The organism is Planomonospora corallina, from assembly GCF_042650625.1.
GTDB lineage: Bacteria > Actinomycetota > Actinomycetes > Streptosporangiales > Streptosporangiaceae > Planomonospora_B > Planomonospora_B corallina.
In genome coordinates this window covers 1-17813 of the sequence record NZ_JBHSBM010000018.1, presented here as the reverse complement: position 1 = coordinate 17813, position 17813 = coordinate 1, and the positions used below count along the sequence as shown (strand labels likewise).

Below are 17813 nucleotides of genomic sequence, written 5' to 3'. Positions count from 1 at the left end.
GTTGGTATAGGAAGGGCTCTGCCTTCGGTCCGGAAGTCATGCACGGCCTGGATCGACGAGTCTCCACTGGAGGCAGGACGTGATCCCGTGCTTCTCGCTGGTGGTGAAGCTTGCCGCACGATCCTTCTAGGAAATGACGCCGGGGGCGGCGCTTGGGCGCCGCCCCCGGGATGGGCTGAGGTCAGAACAGGCTGGGTGGTGAGATCGGAGGCAGGGCCCCGAGTTCGGGCACGTCCTGGCCGGTCTTCTCCTGCCACCAGGTGGCGAACATGCTGCGGTGACACCAGGCGTCGGCCGTGGTCAGGCGGTCGAAGCACAGCAGGACGAGCGGCCGGCCCGCCTCGTGGCGGGTGGCGATCTCGGCGAGCTCGGCGGCGATGGCGTCGACGCCGGACTCCTCCAGGTGCCTGCGGTACAGCAGCGTGTAGGCGTCGAGCGGCTTGCCGAGGAACCACGGCTTGGGGGTGATGCGCGTGGCGTGGCCGGCCAGGCTGTAGGCGAGCTGGAAGCGCGGCATGCCGACCGTGGTGCGCACCGGGTGGCCCATCGGCGGCAGGAACTCCTGGTAGGTGCAGGTGGCCAGGCGTAGGCCCGGCGCGGGGGCCGGTTCGGGGGTGGACACGTGCTGTCGGTCCTTTCTGTCGTGGACGGGGCGTTCCTCCCGGGGCCGGGTGGCCCCGGGAGAGCGGGGAAGCGTCAGAGGAGGTCGCCGTGGATCGCGTACCAGCGGCCCAGGACCTCGCCGTACTCGTCATGCTGGCCGTCGTCGACGACAATCACGTCGCGGGAGAAGCCGCCGTCGGTGCGGACCGCGACGGGGGCGACGCAGGCGATGTTGCCGCCGCGCAGCTCGGCCTTGGCGGGCGCCATCACGTAGCCGACGTAGTAGCCCTTGGCGGCGTCGGCGCGGCGGGCGGTCTGCGCCTTCTTGGCCTTGGACGGGCCGAACCATCCGCGGGTGCGGCCGTCGGGGTCGTCGCCGGCGAGCAGCACCCAGTACGGGCCCCATTCGCCCTGCACCTGCTTGGCGGGCACCAGGTTGCCGGTGAGGTCGAACAGGGTGGGGAAGAGCGCGCGGCCGCCGTTCTCCTCGATGGTGGCCTGCAGGCGGGCCTGGGCGGCGAGCAGGCCGTGCGACCACTGGGACAGGGCGCCGTCGGTGTCGCAGCGCTCGAACGACTCGTGGGCGGCGCGGTCGTGGGCGGCGGCCTGGGTGCGCAGCTCGGTGGCGGTGGTGGTCACGTCTGGCTCCGTCTCTGTCGTGTGCGGGTCGGGTGTGGTGGCCGGTCCGGGAGTCGAACCCGGTTCCCCCCGCCCCTTCGCGGGGCGGGGGACCGCTGCGGCCTGCCGGTCAGGCGACGCGGAAGGTGATGCCGTTCTCCGCGAGGATCGTGGCGACCTTCACGGCCTCGCCGGCGGCGACGGTGACGGTGACCTCCTCGCCCTGGGCGGTGATGATGAAGGTGGTGGCGCCGGTCATCTCGGGCTCCTTCCGGGTGGGGCGTAAACTCCTTGTTCTTATACCATAATCATAGCAGTCTACTGATTTGATAGCATGGGAATCGGCGAGGAATTCCGGGAGTTTTCGCAGGTGAGGGCCAGTTTCAGGCGGCGGGCTGTCCGCCGCGCGCCTCCCGGATCTTCTCGGCGATCAGCTTCTTCACCTGCGCCGGGTCGAGGCCTGCCAGCTCGGCGGCCGTCACCTTCCCCCGCACCTTGTCGTACGGGACCGTGTCGGTGTACATGCGGCCGCCGCTGCGGTGCCTCTCCTGGCACTGCGCGACCGTCCGCACCGGCCCGCCCGGCGTGGCCACCCAGTAGTGCGACCACGGGATCGTCACGCTCTTGGCGTTGACCCGCACGACCTCGACCGCGTCCCCGTAGTAGATCACGAAATCGCCCTTGGCGAAGTCCGCCTTGCTCCACAGCTTCACGCCGCGCGCCTCGGCCTTGGCCAGGACGGCCCGCCAGTAGCCGAGCTCGTCGTCGATCGCGGCGACGTCCGCCTCCCAGCGGGCCTTCGTCTGCTCGTCGAGCGGCAGCCGGCACCAGCGGGAGCCGTCGTCGTAGGTCTGCACCACCTCGGCGCCGTCGGGCAGCTCCTGACCGGCCTCGATCTCCTTCGTCGGCTTGTCCTGCAGCCAGCGCTCGATGCGCCGCCGGTCGGCCTCCAGCCGCTCGATGCGCCGCCGCGTCGTGCCGGGGTCTTCCCGGTGCTGCTGGTAGCGCTCGGCCGCGGCGGCGCGGCCCGCCCAGTGCTCGCCCGTCTTCAGCTCCTCGATCGCCTTGCGGTCCTGGGTGTCCGCCCAGTCGAGCAGGCGGCGGTGCCCCCGCTCGCTGTGGTGGCCGACGAGGATCGGCTGCCCGGGCGGGACGTGGCTCATCCGGTCCCGGGTCCGTTCCCAGCGGGCGCTGCCGGCCGCGGCGTTGCGCTCGGCGCGCTCGCTGTACCGGTAGGCGCGCTCCTCGGCCCAGAAGTTCCGGTCGGCTTCGGCGTCGGCGAACGACCGGCCCTGCGTGACGTTGTCGATCTCGATCTCGACGGTGAAGCCGGCCTCGCGCAGCCCGGCGGCCGCATTCTCGATGACCCAGCTCTTGGCGGCCTTGTCCCGGGAGTGCGGGACGTACAGGCCGACGGTCCGGGACGAGCGGAACCCGCGCGTGCGGACGACCTCCCACACGCCGTCTCCGCGGACGGTGCCGAGCAGGCGGGTGCCTTCGGCGCGGGTGTGGACGATCCGGATGGTCTTGCCGCCGGCCGGGCTGGCGGCCGCGGCGGTCTGGTCGGTGGTCACGCTGACCCCTCCTTGATGTTGACGTTGACGGCGTATCCGGCGTCGCGCAGCGCCTGCGCGGCCGCGTCGATGAGCCGGCGGTCAGGGGCGCCCTTGGAGCGGCGGACGAAGACGCCGGTGTAGCGGGAGGCGAAGAAACCCAGGTCGCGGACGACCTCCCACGCGCCGTCTCCGCGGACGGTGCCGAGCAGGCGGGTGCCTTCGGCGCGGGTGTGGACGATGCACAGCGCGTCGTCGACGCTGATGTCGACCTCGACGGTGAACCCGGCGGAGCGCAGCGCCTCCGCCGCCGCGTTGATCTTCCCGAGTTTCGCGGTGCGCCCGGCCGACCGGCGGATGCCGATCTCGTCGGCGGACCGGAAGAACATGAACCCGTGGTGGCGGACGATGCCGAGGACGCCGTCGCCGGGCACGCTGCCCTTGATGCGGGTTCCGTCCTGGCGGGTGTGGACGATGCGGATGCGGGGCCGCCCGGCGGGCAGGCCGGTCGCGTCACCCATGGTCGTTCCTTCCGGTGGGGCGGGCGGGTCGGGCCGCCGGGGCGGCGGGGTCGTCACGCGGGAGAGCCCGGATCGGCGGCTTCCCTGGCCTCGGCCAGCTCCTTGTCCGCCTCGGCCTTCCACAGGCGGTTCTCGGCGTAGCGGTTGGCGTGCCGGAGGTGCCGGGAGCCGCCGTCGGCGTTGCGCTCGTCGCGGTAGTGGTGGATGCCCTTGACGCGGCTTCCCTGGAGCATGTTCTTGGCCATCGCGGTTCCTTCCGGACTGAGTGGCAACTTCTTGTTCTTATAACATCATCATAGCATTCTAGCGATCAGCTAGCACGGGAGTTGAGGAGGGATTCCCGGAGTTTTCGCAGGTCAAAGCAGGTAGCAGGCGGCGGGCTGTCCCCCGCGTGCTGGGCGGATCTTCTCGCCGGTCAGCTCCGCGCCCGCGCCGGGTTCAGGCCGCGAGCAGGTCCTCGAACGACAGCTGGCGGGGCTGGCGCTGGTGCCAGCTGTGGTTGCGGACGACGCCGTCACCCCGGTACGTCGGGATGTAGACCAGGGAGGTGCGGACGCGGGCGCCGGACGGCTCGAACGCGTCGTCCGGCAGCTTGATCAGCTCGCCGCCGCTGTCTTCGACGAGCTGCCGCAGCTCGGTGTGCGCCCGGTCGCTGCGCCAGCGGATCCCGTCGGGCATGACGGCGACGAGCAGCGCGTCGTCGCCGAGGAACCCGAGCGCGTGGTTGACGTGCGCGACCGCGTCGTGGAACGGCGGGTTCATGATGACCCGCTTGAATCCGGTCTCGTAGTCGAGCGGGGCGACGTCGGTGAGGAAGTCACCGCGCACGACCCGGTTGGGGCGGCAGTGCTCGGCCAGGACGGCGGCGCGGTGCTCGTCGAGTTCGACGCAGTCGACGATCGCGCCGCGCGCCGCGGCGGGCCCGGCCAGGGCGCCGGTGCCGGCGGACGGCTCCAGGACGGTCAGGCCCGGGCACTTCTCGGTGATCCCTGCCAGCGTGAGGATCTCCTCCGCCACGTCCGGCGGCGTCGGGAACCATCCCGTGTCGTAGCGGGACACGTACTCGCCGGCGAGCAGCGCGTGCCGCATCATGTGCTCGACCGGGTGGGGGAAGACGTGGGCGCGGACCGCCTTGCGGCCGTCCCACCGCCCGCCCATCTCCTTGAGGAGCTTGTTGACGCGCTCGTACAGCGGCCGGCCGAGCTCGAACGGGATCTGCACCCGGTCGCCTTCGATGACGGTGCGCGGGTCGGCCAGCACGGCCAGGATGTCGTCGGGGATCTTCACTGGGGTGTCCTTCCTTCACGGGCGGGGGCGGAGCCGTAGATGCCGAAGACGCCGTGGTCCTCGGGCGGGCGGGTGGCGCGCAGCCAGAACCCGCCGCCGTTCTCGTCGGCGTGCAGGCCGTCCCACGTCCAGCCGTCGACGACCGCCAGGTCCGGCAGCGTCCAGGTCATCGACCGGGAGGCCCACCCCTGCTCCGGGCGGTTCATGACGTGGTATTCGGTGCGGCCGTCGCGCTCGAGGACGCGCACCAGGACGCGCTCGGTGAACGACTCCAGGCGCCGGCGCGGCCGGGCGACCAGGCAGGCCGTGCAGTCGCCGTCGCGCACGCAGGGGCCGAACCCGCCCCAGGCGGCGCGCCGGGTGTCGTACGACTCGAACAGCTTCGTCGGGGTCAGGGGCTGCAGCGCGCACTGCGCCGGGTAGATGGCGCCCCAGCTGATGGCCATGCGGTTCCAGCCCTGGCCGTCGGGGCCGCGCGGGTCGCGCCGGGGGGCGGGCAGGTGGATCGGCATGCTCGTACCTCCTGATCAGAACAGGGCCGGCTGGTCGGGGGCGGGCGGGGCGGCCGGCCGGCAGCCGCCGGCGACGGCCATGCAGTAGCCGCCGCCGGGCGCCAGGCCGGGCACGTGACGCATGCCGCCGCCGCCGCGGTACTCGCGCACCGGGCCCTCCCGGTCGAACCATCCGGGCGGGTAGGCGGCGCGGCAGTCGGCCTCCCAGCGGGGCCGGTGCGTCTCCTTGAAGGGGCGCGGCACGACGACGGGCAGCTCGCGCCAGCCCGGGTAGGCGTGGTCGCAGCCGTCCTCGACGGCTTCGTTCGCGCTGGAGCGGACGGGCCCCTTATGGCCGCAGGCCGGGCAGGTGGCGCGGTAGCGGCCCGGCCGGTCGGGGTGGGCGACGGTCGGCGGGGCGGGCTCGCCGGGCTGCGTGAGCCAGGAGCGGACGCTGGCGCGGCAGTCGTCTCCGGGTGGCCGCTGGTCGCTGGTCACGGTGTGCTGCTCCTTCCGGTCTCGGGTGATCGCGGGCCGGGGGCCGCCCCGGGGGGTGCGGGGCGGGCGGCCTCCGGGGGGCGGGTCAGGTGAACAGAGCGTCCTGCACGGCGGCGGGCGCGGGCGCGGGGTGGGTGGGCTCCCGGCGCACGACGGCCATGCAGTAGCCGCCGCCGGGCGCGTAGCCGGGCACGTGCCGGGTGCCTCCCGCCGTCCGGTAATCACGCACCGGGCCCTGCCGGTCGAACCATCCGGCCGGGTAGACGCGCCGGCATTCGGCTTCCCAGCGCCTCAGCGGGGCGCCCTCGTAGGGGCGCTTCTCCATGACGGGCAGCTCCCGCCAGCCCGGGTAGGCGTGGTCGCAGCCGTCCTCGACGGCCTCGTTCTCGCGGGAGCGGATCGGCCCCTCGGAGTCGCGGCCGCCGCAGTGCGAGCGGTACCGCAGGTGGTAGCCGGGGTCGGCGACGGTCTCCGGGGCGTCTTCGCTGGCCTGGACGTGCCAGGACAGGACGGTGACCCGGCAGTGACCGCCGGGCGGGCCTGGGTCGGGGTGGGTGGTGGAGACGGACAGCGCGGTGCGGGTAGCGGGCATGGCCGCGGGGCTCCTTTCGTCAGTTCAGGCGGGCGTCGGCCCGCAGGGCCGGGTCGAGGCGGGAGGCGAGGGGCGCCAGCCAGTCGGCAGCGGGCCGCCGGCCGGACATGCCCGCGGTGAGGAACTCGGCGGGCGGCACCGGCCTGCCCTCGCGCAGGAACCTGTCGAGCAGGTGCGCCAACTCGAAGTGCGCGTCGCAGGCCAGGGCGAGCTCGGCGGCGACCAGGCCATCCCACAGGTCGCCGCTGACGGCGCAGGCGTATCCGGCGAGGAACGCGGCCGGCGTGACGAACGCCGGGTGCAGGAACTCGCCGACGCTGGTCCAGAGGCGGGCCTGGTCGCGGGCGGCCTTCGGGGTGATGGCCGCCATCGCCAGATCGCGCACCTGGGGGATGTTCGCGGCGATGCCGAGCATCACCATCTCGTCGTCGGGCAGGAGGCCGGCCGCCAGGCGGTCCAGGCGGGTGGTGTTCTCCGCGGTGAGCTGGAAGGCCAGGTCGGGCCGGTTGCCGTTGGCGTGGATGCGGGCGCGCAGGGCGCGGCAGTAGGCGAGCAGGTCGCTGTGCATTATCGTGTGTCGCTTTCTCGAGGACCGGGGCGGGCGCGCGCCCGCCCCGGCCGGGGCGGTCAGTGGCGGACGGTGCGGGCGCGGGTGCCGCGCGGGGCGCGCGGGGCGCGGGCCGGGCGGGCGGTGGCCTGCTTGACGCGGCGGGTGATGCGGGCGGCGTGCGCGCGGGCCACCTGGGCGGTGCGGGCGGCGTACCGGCAGTCGTCGCACACGCGGCCGGTGTGCTCGGTGGAGAAGTAGACGCAGTCCGCGCCGAGGTTGTCGGCGGTGTGGTCGGCGCCCTCGGTGAGGGCGGTGGCGAGCATCGTCCAGGTCGACGCGGACAGGGCGAGGGTGACCAGGCCGCGGGAGCCGCCGAGCCTGCGGGCGATGTCGCCGGCCAGGTCGCGGTACTCGTAGGCGCGGCACTCGCGCGTGGCGCAGTCGTCGCAGATGTCGTCGTCGCCGGTGTCCGGGCACCAGCACCAGCCCGGTCCGTCGAAGCAGAACACGGCGTGCCGGATGCCGCTGATGATCAGCTTCCATTGGGCGCGCTGCAGGGTGACGGGGATCAGGGTGGTGCTGGTTGCGGGCATGCTGACGCCTCCTGGTGGGTGGGGTGGAGAACAGGATCTATATCTAGATCATATCAATCTATGATCTTGTTAGTACAGTGTTTTCGCTGGTAGAACGCCTGAAAGCGCTGAGAGGTCAGGGCCGCGGCGCCTCCGCGTTGAGCCGGTCGCAGATCACCTGCATCGTCGCCCGGCCCGCCTGCAGCGCCGCCTTCCCGGGCGCCTCCCGATAGCCGAGCCCCGTCTCCAGGTCCAGCACGATGCAGTGCGTCCGCGACATGGACAGCACCATGAACCGGTCCGGCCCGTCGTACGGCGGCTGCCGCTTCTCGATCCACGAGTTGCCGGTCGTGACCCAGCCGCCGGTCACGCGGACGCTGCGCGTGTACTGCACGCGCCGGCAGCCGCTGGCGCGCAGCTCCCGCAGGAACTCCAGCGGCGACGGGTCGCAGCGGCCCGGCCGCCGCGTCAGCGGCTCCAGCGGCATGTACGTCGTCTCCCCGGCCGGCGGCCGCTCGCACTCCAGCGACGCGATGACCGCCGGGCTGCCTGCGGTGAACCGCAGCCGGGTGCCGTCGACCGCGACCGCGATGGCCGCGCCCGGGTCGGCCGCGGCGGCCGCCTCCGCACCGGCCAGCACCTGGCCCAGGTCGAACATCGTCGCGAACCCGTCCTCTACCTCGGACATGGTCATTCCTCCTCGTCGTCGTCTTCGTCGGCGGGGGCCTGCAGCAGGACGTCGCCGCACACGTCGCAGCGCAGGTCCTTCTCGCCCGGCCACAGGTCGACCGTCCACGGGTGGACGTCGCCGACTTCTGCTCCCTCGTCGGCGAGCCGCTGCGCGCCGGTCGGCGGCAGGCAGCCGAGGCAGAACACGCGCCGGCCGATCTGGTGGGCGAGCGGCCGCGGGCCGGGGACGCGCGCCCGGAACCCTCCGATCGGTGGGGCGGGCAGGTTCCCGGAAGGCGGGCTGATCACGTCTGTGACCTCCTCGTAGGTCGTGGTGGGTGGGGTGGGGGGTACGGGCCGCTGAACGCGGCTGAGGGGCGCTGTGGGGGTCGTGGCGGTCAGGCGGTCGCCGGTGCCCATGCCGCGACGCGGGCCGTCACGTGGGGCGGCGGCGCGATCAGGCCTTCGCAGGCGGCGCGGCGGGCTGCCCGGCACTGCGGGGCCCCGCACTCGACCAGCTCGACTAAGCCGTCGTAGTCGCGTTCCCAGGCGCGCGGCCGGGCCCGGCACCAGGAGCAGGCGGTGGCCGTCTCCGTGCGGGTGAACACCTCCACGCGGGCGTCGACGACGCCGGCGCGGATGCCGCACAGCAGGGCGGCCACGCGGGCGTTGCTGATCGGGTCGACCGGCCACTGCCACAGGTGGCCCATGCAGGACACCAGGTAGACGCGGCGGGTCACGGTGATCCGCTGGGCGGATCCGGCCATGGCGGACTCCTTCCTGCGGTGGGCGGTCCCCCGGGGCGGGCGCTCCGGGGGCGGTGGCTCACGAACGGCTGCGGGGCCGGCGGTCGGCTCGCGCCGCGGCGAGCTCGGCGTCGACGGCGGCGGTGGCGCGCGGGTCGCCGGTCAGGGCGGCCGCCCTGGCGCGGCGCGCCGTGTGCTGGACGGCGGTCAGGGCGTGCCGCTGCTCGTCGTAGGCGCGGGCGGCGCGCTGGGCGGCTTCGGCGCTGCCGCGCCAGCCGTCCAGCTCGTTCTTGCGGTCCTCCGCGCGCAGCCAGGCGGCGCGGGCGTCCTCGGCGGCGAGCTCAGCGCGGACGGCGGCCAGGCCGGAGGCAAGGTAGGCGTTGGCGTCCGCGCTGGGGGTGGCGACGAGCCGGTCACGGTTCACGGGGTCCTCCTCGGGTGGTGGGGCGGGTGGCCCGCCGGGCGGCGGGCCACATCCACAGGGCGAGCTTTTCTGTAGCCGCCTATGATTTAGGCAGCACTGTGGGTGTGGGAGGAGGCGTCGGCGGGGGCGGCGGCCAGCTCCGGGTCGACCTGCAGGGCGCCGGCGCGGACGGCGGCGACGGCCTGGGCCTCGCGCAGCGTCTTGGCGGCCTTCATCGAGACCTCCCTCAGGTGCTCGATGCGCAGCTTCTGGGCGGCGATGCCGCCCGGGGCGCCGGCCAGCAGCAGCGCGAGCTCGCCCGGGTCCGTCGTCGCGAGCTCCGAGAGGATCGCTCCCGCCGTGCCCAGCCGCTCGATCTTCCCGGTGAGCTGCTTGCGGGCGGCCGCGATGCGCTCGCGCTCCTCGGACGGCAGGTCGACCTCGCCGAACAGCCGATCCTGGCCGCGTGCGCCGACCGCCCGGGCGGCCTCCTCGACGCCTTCGGCGAGGACGAAGAACGAGCCCTGCGCGGCCCGCTCCTCCTCCGCCTGCCGGCATGCCTGCGCGAACGCTTCGGCGTCGCGGGTGGTGGCGAACTCGCCGCGCGTCCACCGGCCCAGGAAGCGCTGCTGGTTGTCGGCGGACAGGTTGGCGACGTACCAGGCGAGACCGACCGGCAGGTGGCCCTTGATCAGCGCCTCCTGCACGGGGACGGCGAGCTTGAGCAGGTCGATGCGCCAGCCGACGTACGCTTCGCTTTTGCCGCACATGACGGCGACCTCTTCGATCGGGTAGCCGAGGTCGACGAGCTTCTGGAAGCCCTTGGCCTCCTCCATCGGCGTCATATCGGCGCGGGCGACGTTCTCGGCGACGGCGCGGGCGAGGGTCTGCGGGTCGCCGTCGGGCACGCCGTACAGGACTTCGGCGCGCAGCTCGGTGATGCCGGCGATCTGCGCGGCCCGCCACCGGCGCTCTCCCATGACCAGGGTGTGCCGCTTCGTCTCCGGGTTGTACCGGACGGTGACGGACTGCAGCTGGCCGAGGGCCTTCATGGACGCCGCCAGCTCGTTCAGCTTGGCCTCGTCGAAGTGCTCGCGCGGCTGGCCGGGGTCGCGGTCGATCTTGCTGACCGGAACCATCTTCATGATCTTCTTCGGGGTCTCGTCGTCGGCGGTCGTGCGGGCGGCCTTGGTGGCGGGCTTGGCGGTGGCCATCGGTCCTCCTTGGATGGTGGGGAAAAGTCGTTTTCTTATAACATCATCATATACAGCTATCAATCTTGTAGTACAGGGATTTCGCGGGTTTGACCTACGGAAATACGAGGGCTACACGGCGGATGCCCGCCCGGGTCGCCCCGGGCGGGCATCCTGCGCACGTCAGCTGGAGATCCGGATCGGCATGAGTAGGTACTCGTACCCGGGGACCGGCTCCCCGTCGGCGACGCCCACCATGAGCGACGGCTTCGTCGGAGTGGTGATCCTCAACCGGACCACGGGCGCACCGGCCGCGCCGAGCCCGTCGAGCAGGAAGGCGTGGTTGTACGCGATCCGGAACTCCTCCCCGGCCCAGTCGACGGCGAGCACCTCGACGCCCTGCGCCGTGTCCCCGGTACCGGCCTCGATCGCCACCTGGCCGGCGCTGAACGTCAGCACGATCGGCGTCTTGCTCTCGGCGACCAGCGCGACCCGCTTGATCGCTCCCGTCAGCGCCTCGGCCGGCAGGTCCACCTGCAGCGGCAGCTCGGTGGGGAACAGTGAGCGGTACTTGGGGAACGCCGGGTCCAGAAGCCGGGTCGTGGCCCGGCGGCCCGCACCCGCGAAGCCGATCATCCCCTGGTCGGGGCCGCTCGGGTCGGGAACGACGATCTCCGTCTCGCCTGCGGACGACAGGGCCTTGGCGGCGGTGACCAGCGTCTTGGCCGGGATCAGGAACGTCGCCTTGTAGTCCGGCGACGGCGGCTGCCAGGACAGCTCCCGGGCGGCGACCCGGTAGCGGTCGGTCGCCGCCAGCTCGATCCGCTCCCCGTCGATCGCCATGTGGATGCCGGCCAGCATGGGCAGCGTGTCGTCGCGCCCGGCCGCGACGGCGACCTGGGCGACGGCCGCAGCGAAGGCGGCGGCGTCGACGCGGCCGGCCAGCGGCGGCATCTCGGGCAGCGTCGGGTAGTCCTCCACCGGCATGGTCAGCAGCGTGAACCGGGCCGCGCCGCAGGTGATGACGACCTTGGCGCCGTCGACGGCGAACTCGACCCGGTCAGCGGGCAGCGCGTTGACGATCTCGGCCAGGAGCCGGCCCGGCACCAGCAGGGACGCGGTGGCGTCGGAGTCGATGGGGACGGCGGCCTCGGCCGACACCTCGTAGTCGAAGCTGGACAGCTTCAACTCTCCTCCGGCGAGGTCGAGGCGCAAGCCGGCCAGCACCGGCACCGACGGGCGGGACGGCAGGGTGCGGGCCGTCCAGGCGATGGCGGCGGCGAAACCCGCGCGGTCGACGCTGAAAGTGAGACCGGCCTTCTCGGCCTTCGGCGTCTCCTCGACCTTGGGCGCCTCCTCGACCCGCGCCTTCGGGGCGGCACCGGTCCTGGAGGTCCGCGCCTCGGGGGCGGTGCTGGCCTCGGCGACGTCGGCCTTCGGCGCCTTCGGGGCCCGCGCCTTCACGGCCTTCGGCGTCCTGGGGGCCTTCGGCGGCACCTCCTTGGCCTCCTTCTTGGTCTCCTTGGGTGCCTCCTCGACCCGCGCCTTCGGGGCGGCACCGGCCCTGGAGGTCCGCGCCTTGCCGGGCTGCGCCTCGGGGGCGCCGCTGGTCTCGGGGGCGCCGGTCTCGGCGTCGGTCTTCGTGGCGGTGGCGGACATGGGAACTCCTCGATGTCGGGAAGCGGGACGGCCGCCCGGGAGGGCGGCCTCGGTGGGTACGGCAGGGTCGTGCTGGGGCGTGGAGCAGGGGTGCCGGGCGGGGGCGGAAGGCTGCGGGCCCCCCGCCCCCGCGGGGATCACTCGGTGAGCCCGGCGTAGGCGGCCCACTCGGCGGGGTCGGCCGAGAGCAGGTCGTTGGCCAGCTGCGTGATCCTCAGCTGCCAGGCCGGGTCGGTGGTGTCGGCGCCGGGGAGTGCGATGCAGTCGGTGACGTACTCGTCGATCAGGGCGCCGGGAACCTTCGCGTCGATCAGCCGGTCGGCCTGGTTGCGCAGCTCGGTGTACTCGGGGCGGATAAGCAGCAGGTCGGACATCTCAGCCTCCTTGGTGGGGTGGATCTTCTTGCTTATAACATCATCATAATTCACTACAACTATGGACGTACAGGATTTGGCGGGATGAGCTGCGGAAATATCGGCGGGACCTACCGGATGCCGGCCTCCGCGATGGCGTCGCTGATGGCGTCGCTGACCGCCTCGTACGCGACGTCCGTGAGGACGCCCCAGGCGGGCGTTCCCTCCACCCGGGCCCACTCCTCGTCGGTCAGGGGCCGCTCGTCCAGGTCGGTGTCGTCCCGGTCCCAGTAGGCGACCGTGATGCCGCCCCGGTCGGCGAGCTCCAGCAGCAGGTCCAGGCAGCGCTGCGGCGTCAGCTCGTGCGCGGCGGCCAGCTCGGCGGCGCGCTCGGCCGCCCACCGGTCACTGCTCGGAAGCACCGGGCACCTCCTCGGTGAGCCGCACGTACGCGTACTCGACCCGGCCGCTGCCGGGCAGCTTGCCGCGTTTGGTGACGGTGACCAGCTCGGCCCGGCCCTCGTCGATGAGCTCGTGCAGCGACGGCGTGCACCGCACCGACAGCCAGCCGATCGGCATACCCGGCCAGCCGCCTTCGGCGACCTTCTCCCGGTTGCGGCGGATCATCTCGACGACGACCCGCTTGGTGTCGTCGTTGGCGGGCTCCATCAGGGCGGCGGCCGCCGCGCGCAGCCGCTCAGCGCGGGCGTCGTACTCCTGGCCGGCCGGGGAGACGGGCAGTTCCTGCTCGCCGGCGCGGACCTTCCGGAGCAGGGACAGCAGCTCGTCGGTGCCGCCGTCCCAGGCGACGCCGCACACAAACAGGCGCTCGTCTTCGGCGAGGTCGATGCCGTCGAGTTCCGCGAAGAGCTCGGCCCGGTTGCTTTCGGCGGTGCGCCGGGCGAGGGCGTGGAATTCGTCGATGCCGGTCACGGCTTCTCCGTCTCTGTCAGGCCGCGCGCAGGGTGCGGGCGGTGGTCAGGATGGCTACGGCGGCCCGGTGGTAGCACCGGACGCCGCGGGCCCCGGCCGGGCAGGTGCAGGCCTCCCGGGCGGCCAGGTACGTGGTGGAGCCGTCGCTGCTGACGGCGGTCCACAGGCGGGGGCGCCGGGTCGCGATGACGCCGCCCTGCTCGATCGCCTCGCGTGCTTTGGCGATCTGGGCCTCGCTGTAGTCGTCGAGGCGGGTGACGCTGGCCGCCGCGCGCAGGCGTGATGCGCAGCGGCGGCCGTACAAGTCCGTCTTCGGTGAGCGGAAGGGGCGCCCGCAGCGCAGGCAGTGGGCGTTCACCTGGCCGCCCCTTCTCAGGCCGCCGCGCGGGTGATGTGCAGCAGGCGGGAGACGAGCTCGTCGCGCAGCTCCCGGGCGGCGGGGCCGCTGGGCAGGGCGTCGAGCATCTCGGTGAGCGCCTGGCCCTCGCTGACGACGTCGGGCGTGTGCGGGCCGCCCGGCCCGCACAGGACGAGGTCGCCCAGCATGGCCAGGCGGCTGTCGCCGCCGCCGGCGGGGAGGATGTGGCCGACGCCCGCGCAGGACGCCTCCAGGGTGTACCGGCGGGCGGGGTGAAGGGTCCAGTGGACGTGGTCGAGGCCGGGCTTGATGCAGGGGATCACGGGTTTTCTCCTTCGTACTCGACGGGGGCGGGAGGCCGGGCGGCCGGGCGGCCTCCCGCCGCAGGGAGGTCAGCTCGCGTAGGCCGGGGCGGCGGCCGGGCGGCCGGGCGGCCGCCGCCCCCGCCGGTCAGATGTCCAGGTCGGCCGGGTCCGCCGCCAGGAGCGCGTCCGCCTTGGCCGCGATCCGCAGCTTCCAGTCCGGGCTCCCGGGGGTGTCGCCGGCGTCCTTCGCGCCCTCTGCGATGAAGGCGGTGACCGCGCCGAAGGGGATGCGCTCGTGGAGCCGCTCGGCCTGGACGCGCAGCTCGGCGTACTCCTCGCGGAACAGGAGGGCGCGCGGGGCGCGCGGGAGGGCGTTCATGAGGTTCATGACGGTCGCCTTTCTTGGTTGATGGCGCTTTGTGTATATCTAGATCATAGCAATCTATGATCTAGCCAGTACAGGGATTGACCTGGGAAAACGCAGGAAATCAGCGCGGGCCGCGACGCCTTCCCTGAGGTCAGCTCCCCGCCGGGCGGCGCCAGTCGGCCCGCCGGATGCACGGCGCCGGCTCGCCGCGCCGCAGGTGCACGATCCCCGTGCCGGGCCCGCTGGACCCGGCGCCGCCGGCGGCGTCCCACCGGATCCGCCACGACCCCGACGGGTAGCGCCTGGTGCCGCGCACCACGCCGTAGACGGCGCGCTCAGCCGGGACGTCCGGGCCGGTGACGCGGACGATGTGACCGCGCTGCAGGGCGGCCGGGTCGACGTCGACGGGCCGCGGGATCCGGCCGCTCACCGCCGTCCCCCCTTCCGGGCCAGTGAGCAGCCAGGTGCGCACCTCGACCCGGGCCTCCAGGTGCCGGCACCGGACCAGGTACCAGCCGCCCGGCGTCTGCCCCCACGGCTCCCACACCGGGTCGGCCCCCACCAGGTCCGCCCACACCCGGACGGCGCCCACCCGCTCCACCGGGGTGGACCGGGACGGCTGGTGGACGCCGACCAGCGTCCCGGTGTCCTCGCTGATCTGCCACCGGCACACCGGCAGGCCCCGCCCGGCGAGGTCGGCCAGGGCGAAGGCGGCGGCCTCCTGCCGCTTCGCGATGTCGGCGCTCACTGCTCCCGGCCTCCCGTCGGGTCGCTGAGCAGCCACGCGCGGACGGTGACCTTCACGCCCAGGTGCCAGCCGGTCGCGCAGTACTCGCCGCCGTGCCGCATCGGCTCCCAGACGGGGTCGACGCGCAGGAACGCAGCCCAGGTGTCGACCCGGCGGACCCGGTCGGCGGTGACCACCGGCACCGGCGCGGCCGGCCGGGCGGGGTCGCGCCGGCTGGCGGGGACGCCCCGCAGGAGCGAGATCGCCGCCCCGTCGACCGGCGCGTACCAGTCCAGTTCGGGCAGGTCCTCGCCGAGCAGGTCGGCCAGGGCGAGCACGGCGCGGCTCTGCCGCCTGCGGGCCGCGGTCGGGTGGCCGGTCGTACTGATGTCGATCATTCGGGTTCCCTTCGTTGCCGGTGGCGGTCACGCCGCCAGGAGGGTCAGCAGGTCGAGCTGGGCGGGTTCGGTCGTCGCGCCGGGCCAGCCGGGGTCGCCGGGCAGGATCGCGGCCGGGTCGAGCGTCGGGCTGGGGCGCCGGGCGTGGTGGACGCAGCAGGAGCCCAGGTGCCACTGGCAGCCGTCGACGAGGCGGCCGCCGGCGCGGCGCGCGGTGTACCAGCCGTAGTTGTGCTGCGCCATCGCCGCGCGGGCGGCGGTGACGGTGCCGGCCGCGACGGACACCTGCGTGCTGCAGCCGCCGATCTCGCAGCCCAGGACGACGCGGGCGACCTTGCGCGCGGTCGTGCCCGGGTAGCGCAGCGCGTGCAGGGCGCGGGCCTCGGCGGCGGACTCGACGGTGAACCTCAGGTCGTCCTCGCACATCCGCCAGTTCGTGTGCTCCGGGCAGGACAGGTAGACGCTCGCGGTCACCGGGCGGCCCTCGCTTCCCTCTCCCGCTCGGCGGCCAGCTCGGCGGCGACCAGCTCGGCCGCCCATTCGGCGCCGACGCGCGCGGCGAAGTCACCTCCGGCGTTGGCGAGCTGGAGTGGCCAGCCCTTGGCGAGGGCCTCGCGCTTGAAGTCCTTGGCCGTCTCGATCGTGGCCCGGCGGATGCCGTGGCCGGCCAGGACGTAGCGGCCGATCTGGGCGCGGATGCGGCGGCGCAGGTCGGCTTCGGTGACGGCCGGGTCGTAGCAGGGCGGCGCGGCCGGGGCGGGCGGCGCGGCGGACGGGACGGGGTCCGGTGTCTGGGACATCGTGGTGGGTTCCCTTCGGTCGCAGCGGGGCCGGGCCGCCGGCGGGCATGCCACCGGCGGCCCGGCCGGTGGTCAGATGAGGCAGATGGCCAGCTGGCAGTAGGTGACGGGCTCCAGGAACGTCCCGGGGGGCGGGGTGACGCGGCCCTCGACGCGGACCGTCCACTCGTCGAACGCCTCGCCGACGATCGTCCACTGGCGGTCGTCGAACCCCTCGTCCATGAGGACGAAGTCGCCCGGGCGGCCGCCGAACGCGGCGGTGAGGTCGTCGACGAGCTGTTCGGCCTGCGCGCGGGAGCAGACGTGGGTGCCGGTGCTGACGGGCATGGCGGTTCCTTTCCGGTCGGGTGGAGGTGAAGGGGTTCAGGCGAGGCGGGCGAGTCGCTCGGCGAGGTCGGCCTGGTCGGTCAGCTCGCGCGGGGTGATCGTCTTCTTGTGCTGCAGGAGGGCGGCCATCGCGCGCATCGTGGTGGCGTCGTCGGCCCGCTCGTCGGCGATGAGGTCGGCGAGGTCGAGCAGGTAGCGGCCGACGACCGCGGTGGCGATGCTCCGGGCGTCCTCGATGGCCTTCGGTCCGCCGGTGCCGGCGATGTAGTCGGCGCGCGCCTGCTGGTAGGCGCGCAGCTCGGCGACGACCTTGTCGCGGCGGGCGGTAACGCTGGCGAGGCGGGCGGCGGCGATCACGGTGTCCTCCTGGTGGGGTGGCGCGAACTTCTATAACTTCATTGTATTTAAATACGATCTTGCTAGTAAGGGGATCGGGCGGGAAATAGCGGTGAAATCGCAGGTCACAGGCCGGGCACAGCAGTGCCCCCGTGCCGGTCCGGCACGGGGGCACCAACGGCAGGGCGGCTACTTCTCGCCGCGGCTACGCCTGCGCTCGCGCGCCTCCGCCAGCGCCTCCTCGTCCACCACCACCTGCGTCCTCAGCAACGGCCCGTACTTGGCGACCGCGTTCGGCTGGTGCACGCCCAGGACATCCGCGATCTCGTCCCAGGTGGCCTCAGCACTGCGGGCCGCGGCCACCGCGTACACGATGCCGTCCTCGGCCTTCTCCAGCGCCTCGCGGGCGTGCCGCACCGCGACGGCCGCCGGCGTCTGCCGGTCAGCCTCGCCGCTCCAGCGGTCGACGCCCGCCCGCTGCGCGATCAGCGGCTTGTACTTGCGGACCGCCGCCGGCTGGGCGACACCGAGCTCGTCGGCGATCCGCTGCCAGGTGGTCTCGACGTGGCGGGCGTCCACCACCGCCTGCTCCACGCCCTCCTTCGCCTGCTGCGCGCCCTTGAGTGCTGCGCGCAGCCCGTCCAGCGCCACCGACGCGGCCGCCTCATCCCTACTCATAACCAAACAATCGCACGCTATTGGCGAGGCAGCAACCTGGTTGGGGATTCCCGTCATCCTCCGCACCCACCGGGGACCCGGACCTGACGGAGCGGCCCCTGCGGCTCCCCTTTCCGTCGCGCCGCCCCACCCCGCGCCCCCCTTCAGGAGGCCCAGCCCCTGCCGGGCCGTCTGCGGCCCTCTGGGCGTGCTCACGACCCCTCCCAGGGGCGGGACCGGGCTAGGAGATCACTGAAGATCTTGCCGTGATGTCCGGGACGGGAACCTGGCAGGTCC

General features: G+C 73.4%; 30 protein-coding genes and 1 pseudogene. All 31 read right to left on the bottom strand.

Annotation, left to right across the window (positions count from 1 at the left end):
- Positions 1–181: 181 nt before the first annotated feature.
- The 31 genes and pseudogenes from ACFOWE_RS18050 to ACFOWE_RS17900 all read right to left on the bottom strand — a co-directional run bounded on the left by ACFOWE_RS18050 (position 182) and on the right by ACFOWE_RS17900 (position 17537).
- Positions 182–622, bottom strand: coding sequence for a hypothetical protein (locus ACFOWE_RS18050; RefSeq protein ID WP_377289245.1), 441 nt, complete (start codon positions 620–622; stop codon positions 182–184).
- A gap of 74 nt (positions 623–696) precedes the next feature.
- Positions 697–1242, bottom strand: a complete 546-nt coding sequence (locus ACFOWE_RS18045; RefSeq protein WP_377289243.1) for a hypothetical protein — start codon at positions 1240–1242, stop codon at positions 697–699.
- 109 nt (positions 1243–1351) lie between these two features.
- Positions 1352–1480 carry a hypothetical protein gene (locus tag ACFOWE_RS18040; RefSeq protein WP_377289241.1) on the bottom strand — a complete coding sequence of 43 codons (129 nt, stop codon included), beginning with the start codon at positions 1478–1480 and terminating at the stop codon, positions 1352–1354.
- Between the two features lie 124 nt (positions 1481–1604).
- Positions 1605–2795 carry a DUF3560 domain-containing protein gene (locus ACFOWE_RS18035; protein WP_377289239.1) on the bottom strand — a complete coding sequence of 397 codons (1191 nt, stop codon included), beginning with the start codon at positions 2793–2795 and terminating at the stop codon, positions 1605–1607.
- Positions 2792–3295: a hypothetical protein gene (locus ACFOWE_RS18030; protein WP_377289237.1), complete on the bottom strand. Its 504-nt coding sequence runs from the start codon at positions 3293–3295 to the stop codon at positions 2792–2794. The genes ACFOWE_RS18035 and ACFOWE_RS18030 overlap by 4 nt, the downstream gene beginning before the upstream one ends.
- A 53-nt stretch (positions 3296–3348) precedes the next feature.
- Positions 3349–3540, bottom strand: coding sequence for a hypothetical protein (locus tag ACFOWE_RS18025; protein WP_377289235.1), 192 nt, complete (start codon positions 3538–3540; stop codon positions 3349–3351).
- Between the two features lie 193 nt (positions 3541–3733).
- Positions 3734–4582 carry a hypothetical protein gene (locus ACFOWE_RS18020; protein WP_377289233.1) on the bottom strand — a complete coding sequence of 283 codons (849 nt, stop codon included), beginning with the start codon at positions 4580–4582 and terminating at the stop codon, positions 3734–3736.
- Positions 4579–5094: a hypothetical protein gene (locus ACFOWE_RS18015; protein WP_377289231.1), complete on the bottom strand. Its 516-nt coding sequence runs from the start codon at positions 5092–5094 to the stop codon at positions 4579–4581. The genes ACFOWE_RS18020 and ACFOWE_RS18015 overlap by 4 nt, the downstream gene beginning before the upstream one ends.
- A gap of 15 nt (positions 5095–5109) precedes the next feature.
- Positions 5110–5571 (bottom strand): DUF6349 family protein, encoded by a 462-nt coding sequence (locus tag ACFOWE_RS18010; protein ID WP_377289229.1) that lies wholly within the window; start codon positions 5569–5571, stop codon positions 5110–5112.
- An 85-nt stretch (positions 5572–5656) separates the two neighbouring features.
- Positions 5657–6163, bottom strand: a complete 507-nt coding sequence (locus ACFOWE_RS18005) for a DUF6349 family protein (protein ID WP_377289227.1) — start codon at positions 6161–6163, stop codon at positions 5657–5659.
- Between the two features lie 19 nt (positions 6164–6182).
- Entirely contained in the window at positions 6183–6794 is a 612-nt protein-coding gene (locus ACFOWE_RS18000; RefSeq protein WP_377289374.1) for a DUF4192 family protein, read from the bottom strand.
- Positions 6791–7306 (bottom strand): hypothetical protein, encoded by a 516-nt coding sequence (locus ACFOWE_RS17995; RefSeq protein ID WP_377289225.1) that lies wholly within the window; start codon positions 7304–7306, stop codon positions 6791–6793. Before ACFOWE_RS17995 ends, ACFOWE_RS18000 begins: the two co-directional genes overlap by 4 nt.
- A 115-nt stretch (positions 7307–7421) precedes the next feature.
- A complete protein-coding gene (locus ACFOWE_RS17990) occupies positions 7422–7973 on the bottom strand; it encodes a hypothetical protein (RefSeq protein ID WP_377289223.1) in 552 nt (183 codons plus the stop codon).
- Positions 7974–7975: 2 nt separating this feature from the next.
- Complete coding sequence (locus ACFOWE_RS17985) at positions 7976–8263, bottom strand: hypothetical protein (RefSeq protein ID WP_377289221.1); 288 nt, start codon at positions 8261–8263, stop codon at positions 7976–7978.
- Positions 8264–8352: 89 nt separating this feature from the next.
- Complete coding sequence (locus ACFOWE_RS17980; RefSeq protein ID WP_377289220.1) at positions 8353–8721, bottom strand: hypothetical protein; 369 nt, start codon at positions 8719–8721, stop codon at positions 8353–8355.
- A gap of 58 nt (positions 8722–8779) precedes the next feature.
- Complete coding sequence (locus tag ACFOWE_RS17975) at positions 8780–9124, bottom strand: hypothetical protein (RefSeq protein WP_377289218.1); 345 nt, start codon at positions 9122–9124, stop codon at positions 8780–8782.
- A gap of 86 nt (positions 9125–9210) precedes the next feature.
- Positions 9211–10317 carry a ParB/RepB/Spo0J family partition protein gene (locus ACFOWE_RS17970; protein ID WP_377289216.1) on the bottom strand — a complete coding sequence of 369 codons (1107 nt, stop codon included), beginning with the start codon at positions 10315–10317 and terminating at the stop codon, positions 9211–9213.
- 162 nt (positions 10318–10479) lie between these two features.
- Positions 10480–11607: pseudogene (gene dnaN / locus ACFOWE_RS17965) on the bottom strand (DNA polymerase III subunit beta); the annotation flags it as partial.
- A gap of 485 nt (positions 11608–12092) precedes the next feature.
- The gene (locus ACFOWE_RS17960; RefSeq protein WP_377289214.1) at positions 12093–12329 is read right to left on the bottom strand and encodes a hypothetical protein; all 237 of its coding nucleotides are present in this window, start codon (positions 12327–12329) and stop codon (positions 12093–12095) included.
- Positions 12330–12439: 110 nt separating this feature from the next.
- Complete coding sequence (locus ACFOWE_RS17955; RefSeq protein ID WP_377289212.1) at positions 12440–12730, bottom strand: hypothetical protein; 291 nt, start codon at positions 12728–12730, stop codon at positions 12440–12442.
- Positions 12714–13241 carry a hypothetical protein gene (locus tag ACFOWE_RS17950; protein ID WP_377289210.1) on the bottom strand — a complete coding sequence of 176 codons (528 nt, stop codon included), beginning with the start codon at positions 13239–13241 and terminating at the stop codon, positions 12714–12716. The genes ACFOWE_RS17955 and ACFOWE_RS17950 overlap by 17 nt, the downstream gene beginning before the upstream one ends.
- A gap of 16 nt (positions 13242–13257) precedes the next feature.
- A complete protein-coding gene (locus ACFOWE_RS17945; protein ID WP_377289208.1) occupies positions 13258–13599 on the bottom strand; it encodes a hypothetical protein in 342 nt (113 codons plus the stop codon).
- A gap of 14 nt (positions 13600–13613) precedes the next feature.
- Positions 13614–13922, bottom strand: a complete 309-nt coding sequence (locus tag ACFOWE_RS17940; protein ID WP_377289206.1) for a hypothetical protein — start codon at positions 13920–13922, stop codon at positions 13614–13616.
- A 127-nt stretch (positions 13923–14049) separates the two neighbouring features.
- Positions 14050–14292, bottom strand: a complete 243-nt coding sequence (locus tag ACFOWE_RS17935) for a hypothetical protein (protein ID WP_377289205.1) — start codon at positions 14290–14292, stop codon at positions 14050–14052.
- A gap of 130 nt (positions 14293–14422) precedes the next feature.
- Entirely contained in the window at positions 14423–15019 is a 597-nt protein-coding gene (locus ACFOWE_RS17930) for a hypothetical protein (RefSeq protein ID WP_377289203.1), read from the bottom strand.
- Positions 15016–15396: a hypothetical protein gene (locus ACFOWE_RS17925; RefSeq protein WP_377289201.1), complete on the bottom strand. Its 381-nt coding sequence runs from the start codon at positions 15394–15396 to the stop codon at positions 15016–15018. The genes ACFOWE_RS17930 and ACFOWE_RS17925 overlap by 4 nt, the downstream gene beginning before the upstream one ends.
- A 27-nt stretch (positions 15397–15423) precedes the next feature.
- Positions 15424–15870, bottom strand: a complete 447-nt coding sequence (locus tag ACFOWE_RS17920) for a hypothetical protein (RefSeq protein ID WP_377289199.1) — start codon at positions 15868–15870, stop codon at positions 15424–15426.
- Complete coding sequence (locus tag ACFOWE_RS17915) at positions 15867–16196, bottom strand: hypothetical protein (RefSeq protein WP_377289197.1); 330 nt, start codon at positions 16194–16196, stop codon at positions 15867–15869. The genes ACFOWE_RS17920 and ACFOWE_RS17915 overlap by 4 nt, the downstream gene beginning before the upstream one ends.
- Positions 16197–16268: 72 nt before the next feature.
- Positions 16269–16523, bottom strand: a complete 255-nt coding sequence (locus ACFOWE_RS17910) for a hypothetical protein (protein WP_377289195.1) — start codon at positions 16521–16523, stop codon at positions 16269–16271.
- 36 nt (positions 16524–16559) lie between these two features.
- On the bottom strand, positions 16560–16880 hold the full coding sequence (locus tag ACFOWE_RS17905; protein ID WP_377289193.1) for a hypothetical protein: 321 nt from the start codon (positions 16878–16880) through the stop codon (positions 16560–16562).
- A 168-nt stretch (positions 16881–17048) separates the two neighbouring features.
- The gene (locus ACFOWE_RS17900; protein ID WP_377289191.1) at positions 17049–17537 is read right to left on the bottom strand and encodes a hypothetical protein; all 489 of its coding nucleotides are present in this window, start codon (positions 17535–17537) and stop codon (positions 17049–17051) included.
- Positions 17538–17813 lie beyond the last annotated feature (276 nt).

Coding starts and splice junctions, on each gene's coding strand:
- ACFOWE_RS17900 (WP_377289191.1), bottom strand. CDS start 17,537: ATGAGTAGGGATGAGGCGGCCGCGTCGGTGGCGCTGGACGGGCTGCGC.
- ACFOWE_RS17925 (WP_377289201.1), bottom strand. CDS start 15,396: ATGATCGACATCAGTACGACCGGCCACCCGACCGCGGCCCGCAGGCGG.
- ACFOWE_RS17935 (WP_377289205.1), bottom strand. CDS start 14,292: ATGAACCTCATGAACGCCCTCCCGCGCGCCCCGCGCGCCCTCCTGTTC.
- ACFOWE_RS18025 (WP_377289235.1), bottom strand. CDS start 3,540: ATGGCCAAGAACATGCTCCAGGGAAGCCGCGTCAAGGGCATCCACCAC.
- ACFOWE_RS17960 (WP_377289214.1), bottom strand. CDS start 12,329: ATGTCCGACCTGCTGCTTATCCGCCCCGAGTACACCGAGCTGCGCAAC.
- ACFOWE_RS17995 (WP_377289225.1), bottom strand. CDS start 7,306: ATGCCCGCAACCAGCACCACCCTGATCCCCGTCACCCTGCAGCGCGCC.
- ACFOWE_RS17910 (WP_377289195.1), bottom strand. CDS start 16,523: ATGCCCGTCAGCACCGGCACCCACGTCTGCTCCCGCGCGCAGGCCGAA.
- ACFOWE_RS18040 (WP_377289241.1), bottom strand. CDS start 1,480: ATGACCGGCGCCACCACCTTCATCATCACCGCCCAGGGCGAGGAGGTC.
- ACFOWE_RS17980 (WP_377289220.1), bottom strand. CDS start 8,721: ATGGCCGGATCCGCCCAGCGGATCACCGTGACCCGCCGCGTCTACCTG.
- ACFOWE_RS17990 (WP_377289223.1), bottom strand. CDS start 7,973: ATGTCCGAGGTAGAGGACGGGTTCGCGACGATGTTCGACCTGGGCCAG.
- ACFOWE_RS17915 (WP_377289197.1), bottom strand. CDS start 16,196: ATGTCCCAGACACCGGACCCCGTCCCGTCCGCCGCGCCGCCCGCCCCG.
- ACFOWE_RS18005 (WP_377289227.1), bottom strand. CDS start 6,163: ATGCCCGCTACCCGCACCGCGCTGTCCGTCTCCACCACCCACCCCGAC.
- ACFOWE_RS18030 (WP_377289237.1), bottom strand. CDS start 3,295: ATGGGTGACGCGACCGGCCTGCCCGCCGGGCGGCCCCGCATCCGCATC.
- ACFOWE_RS17970 (WP_377289216.1), bottom strand. CDS start 10,317: ATGGCCACCGCCAAGCCCGCCACCAAGGCCGCCCGCACGACCGCCGAC.
- ACFOWE_RS18015 (WP_377289231.1), bottom strand. CDS start 5,094: ATGCCGATCCACCTGCCCGCCCCCCGGCGCGACCCGCGCGGCCCCGAC.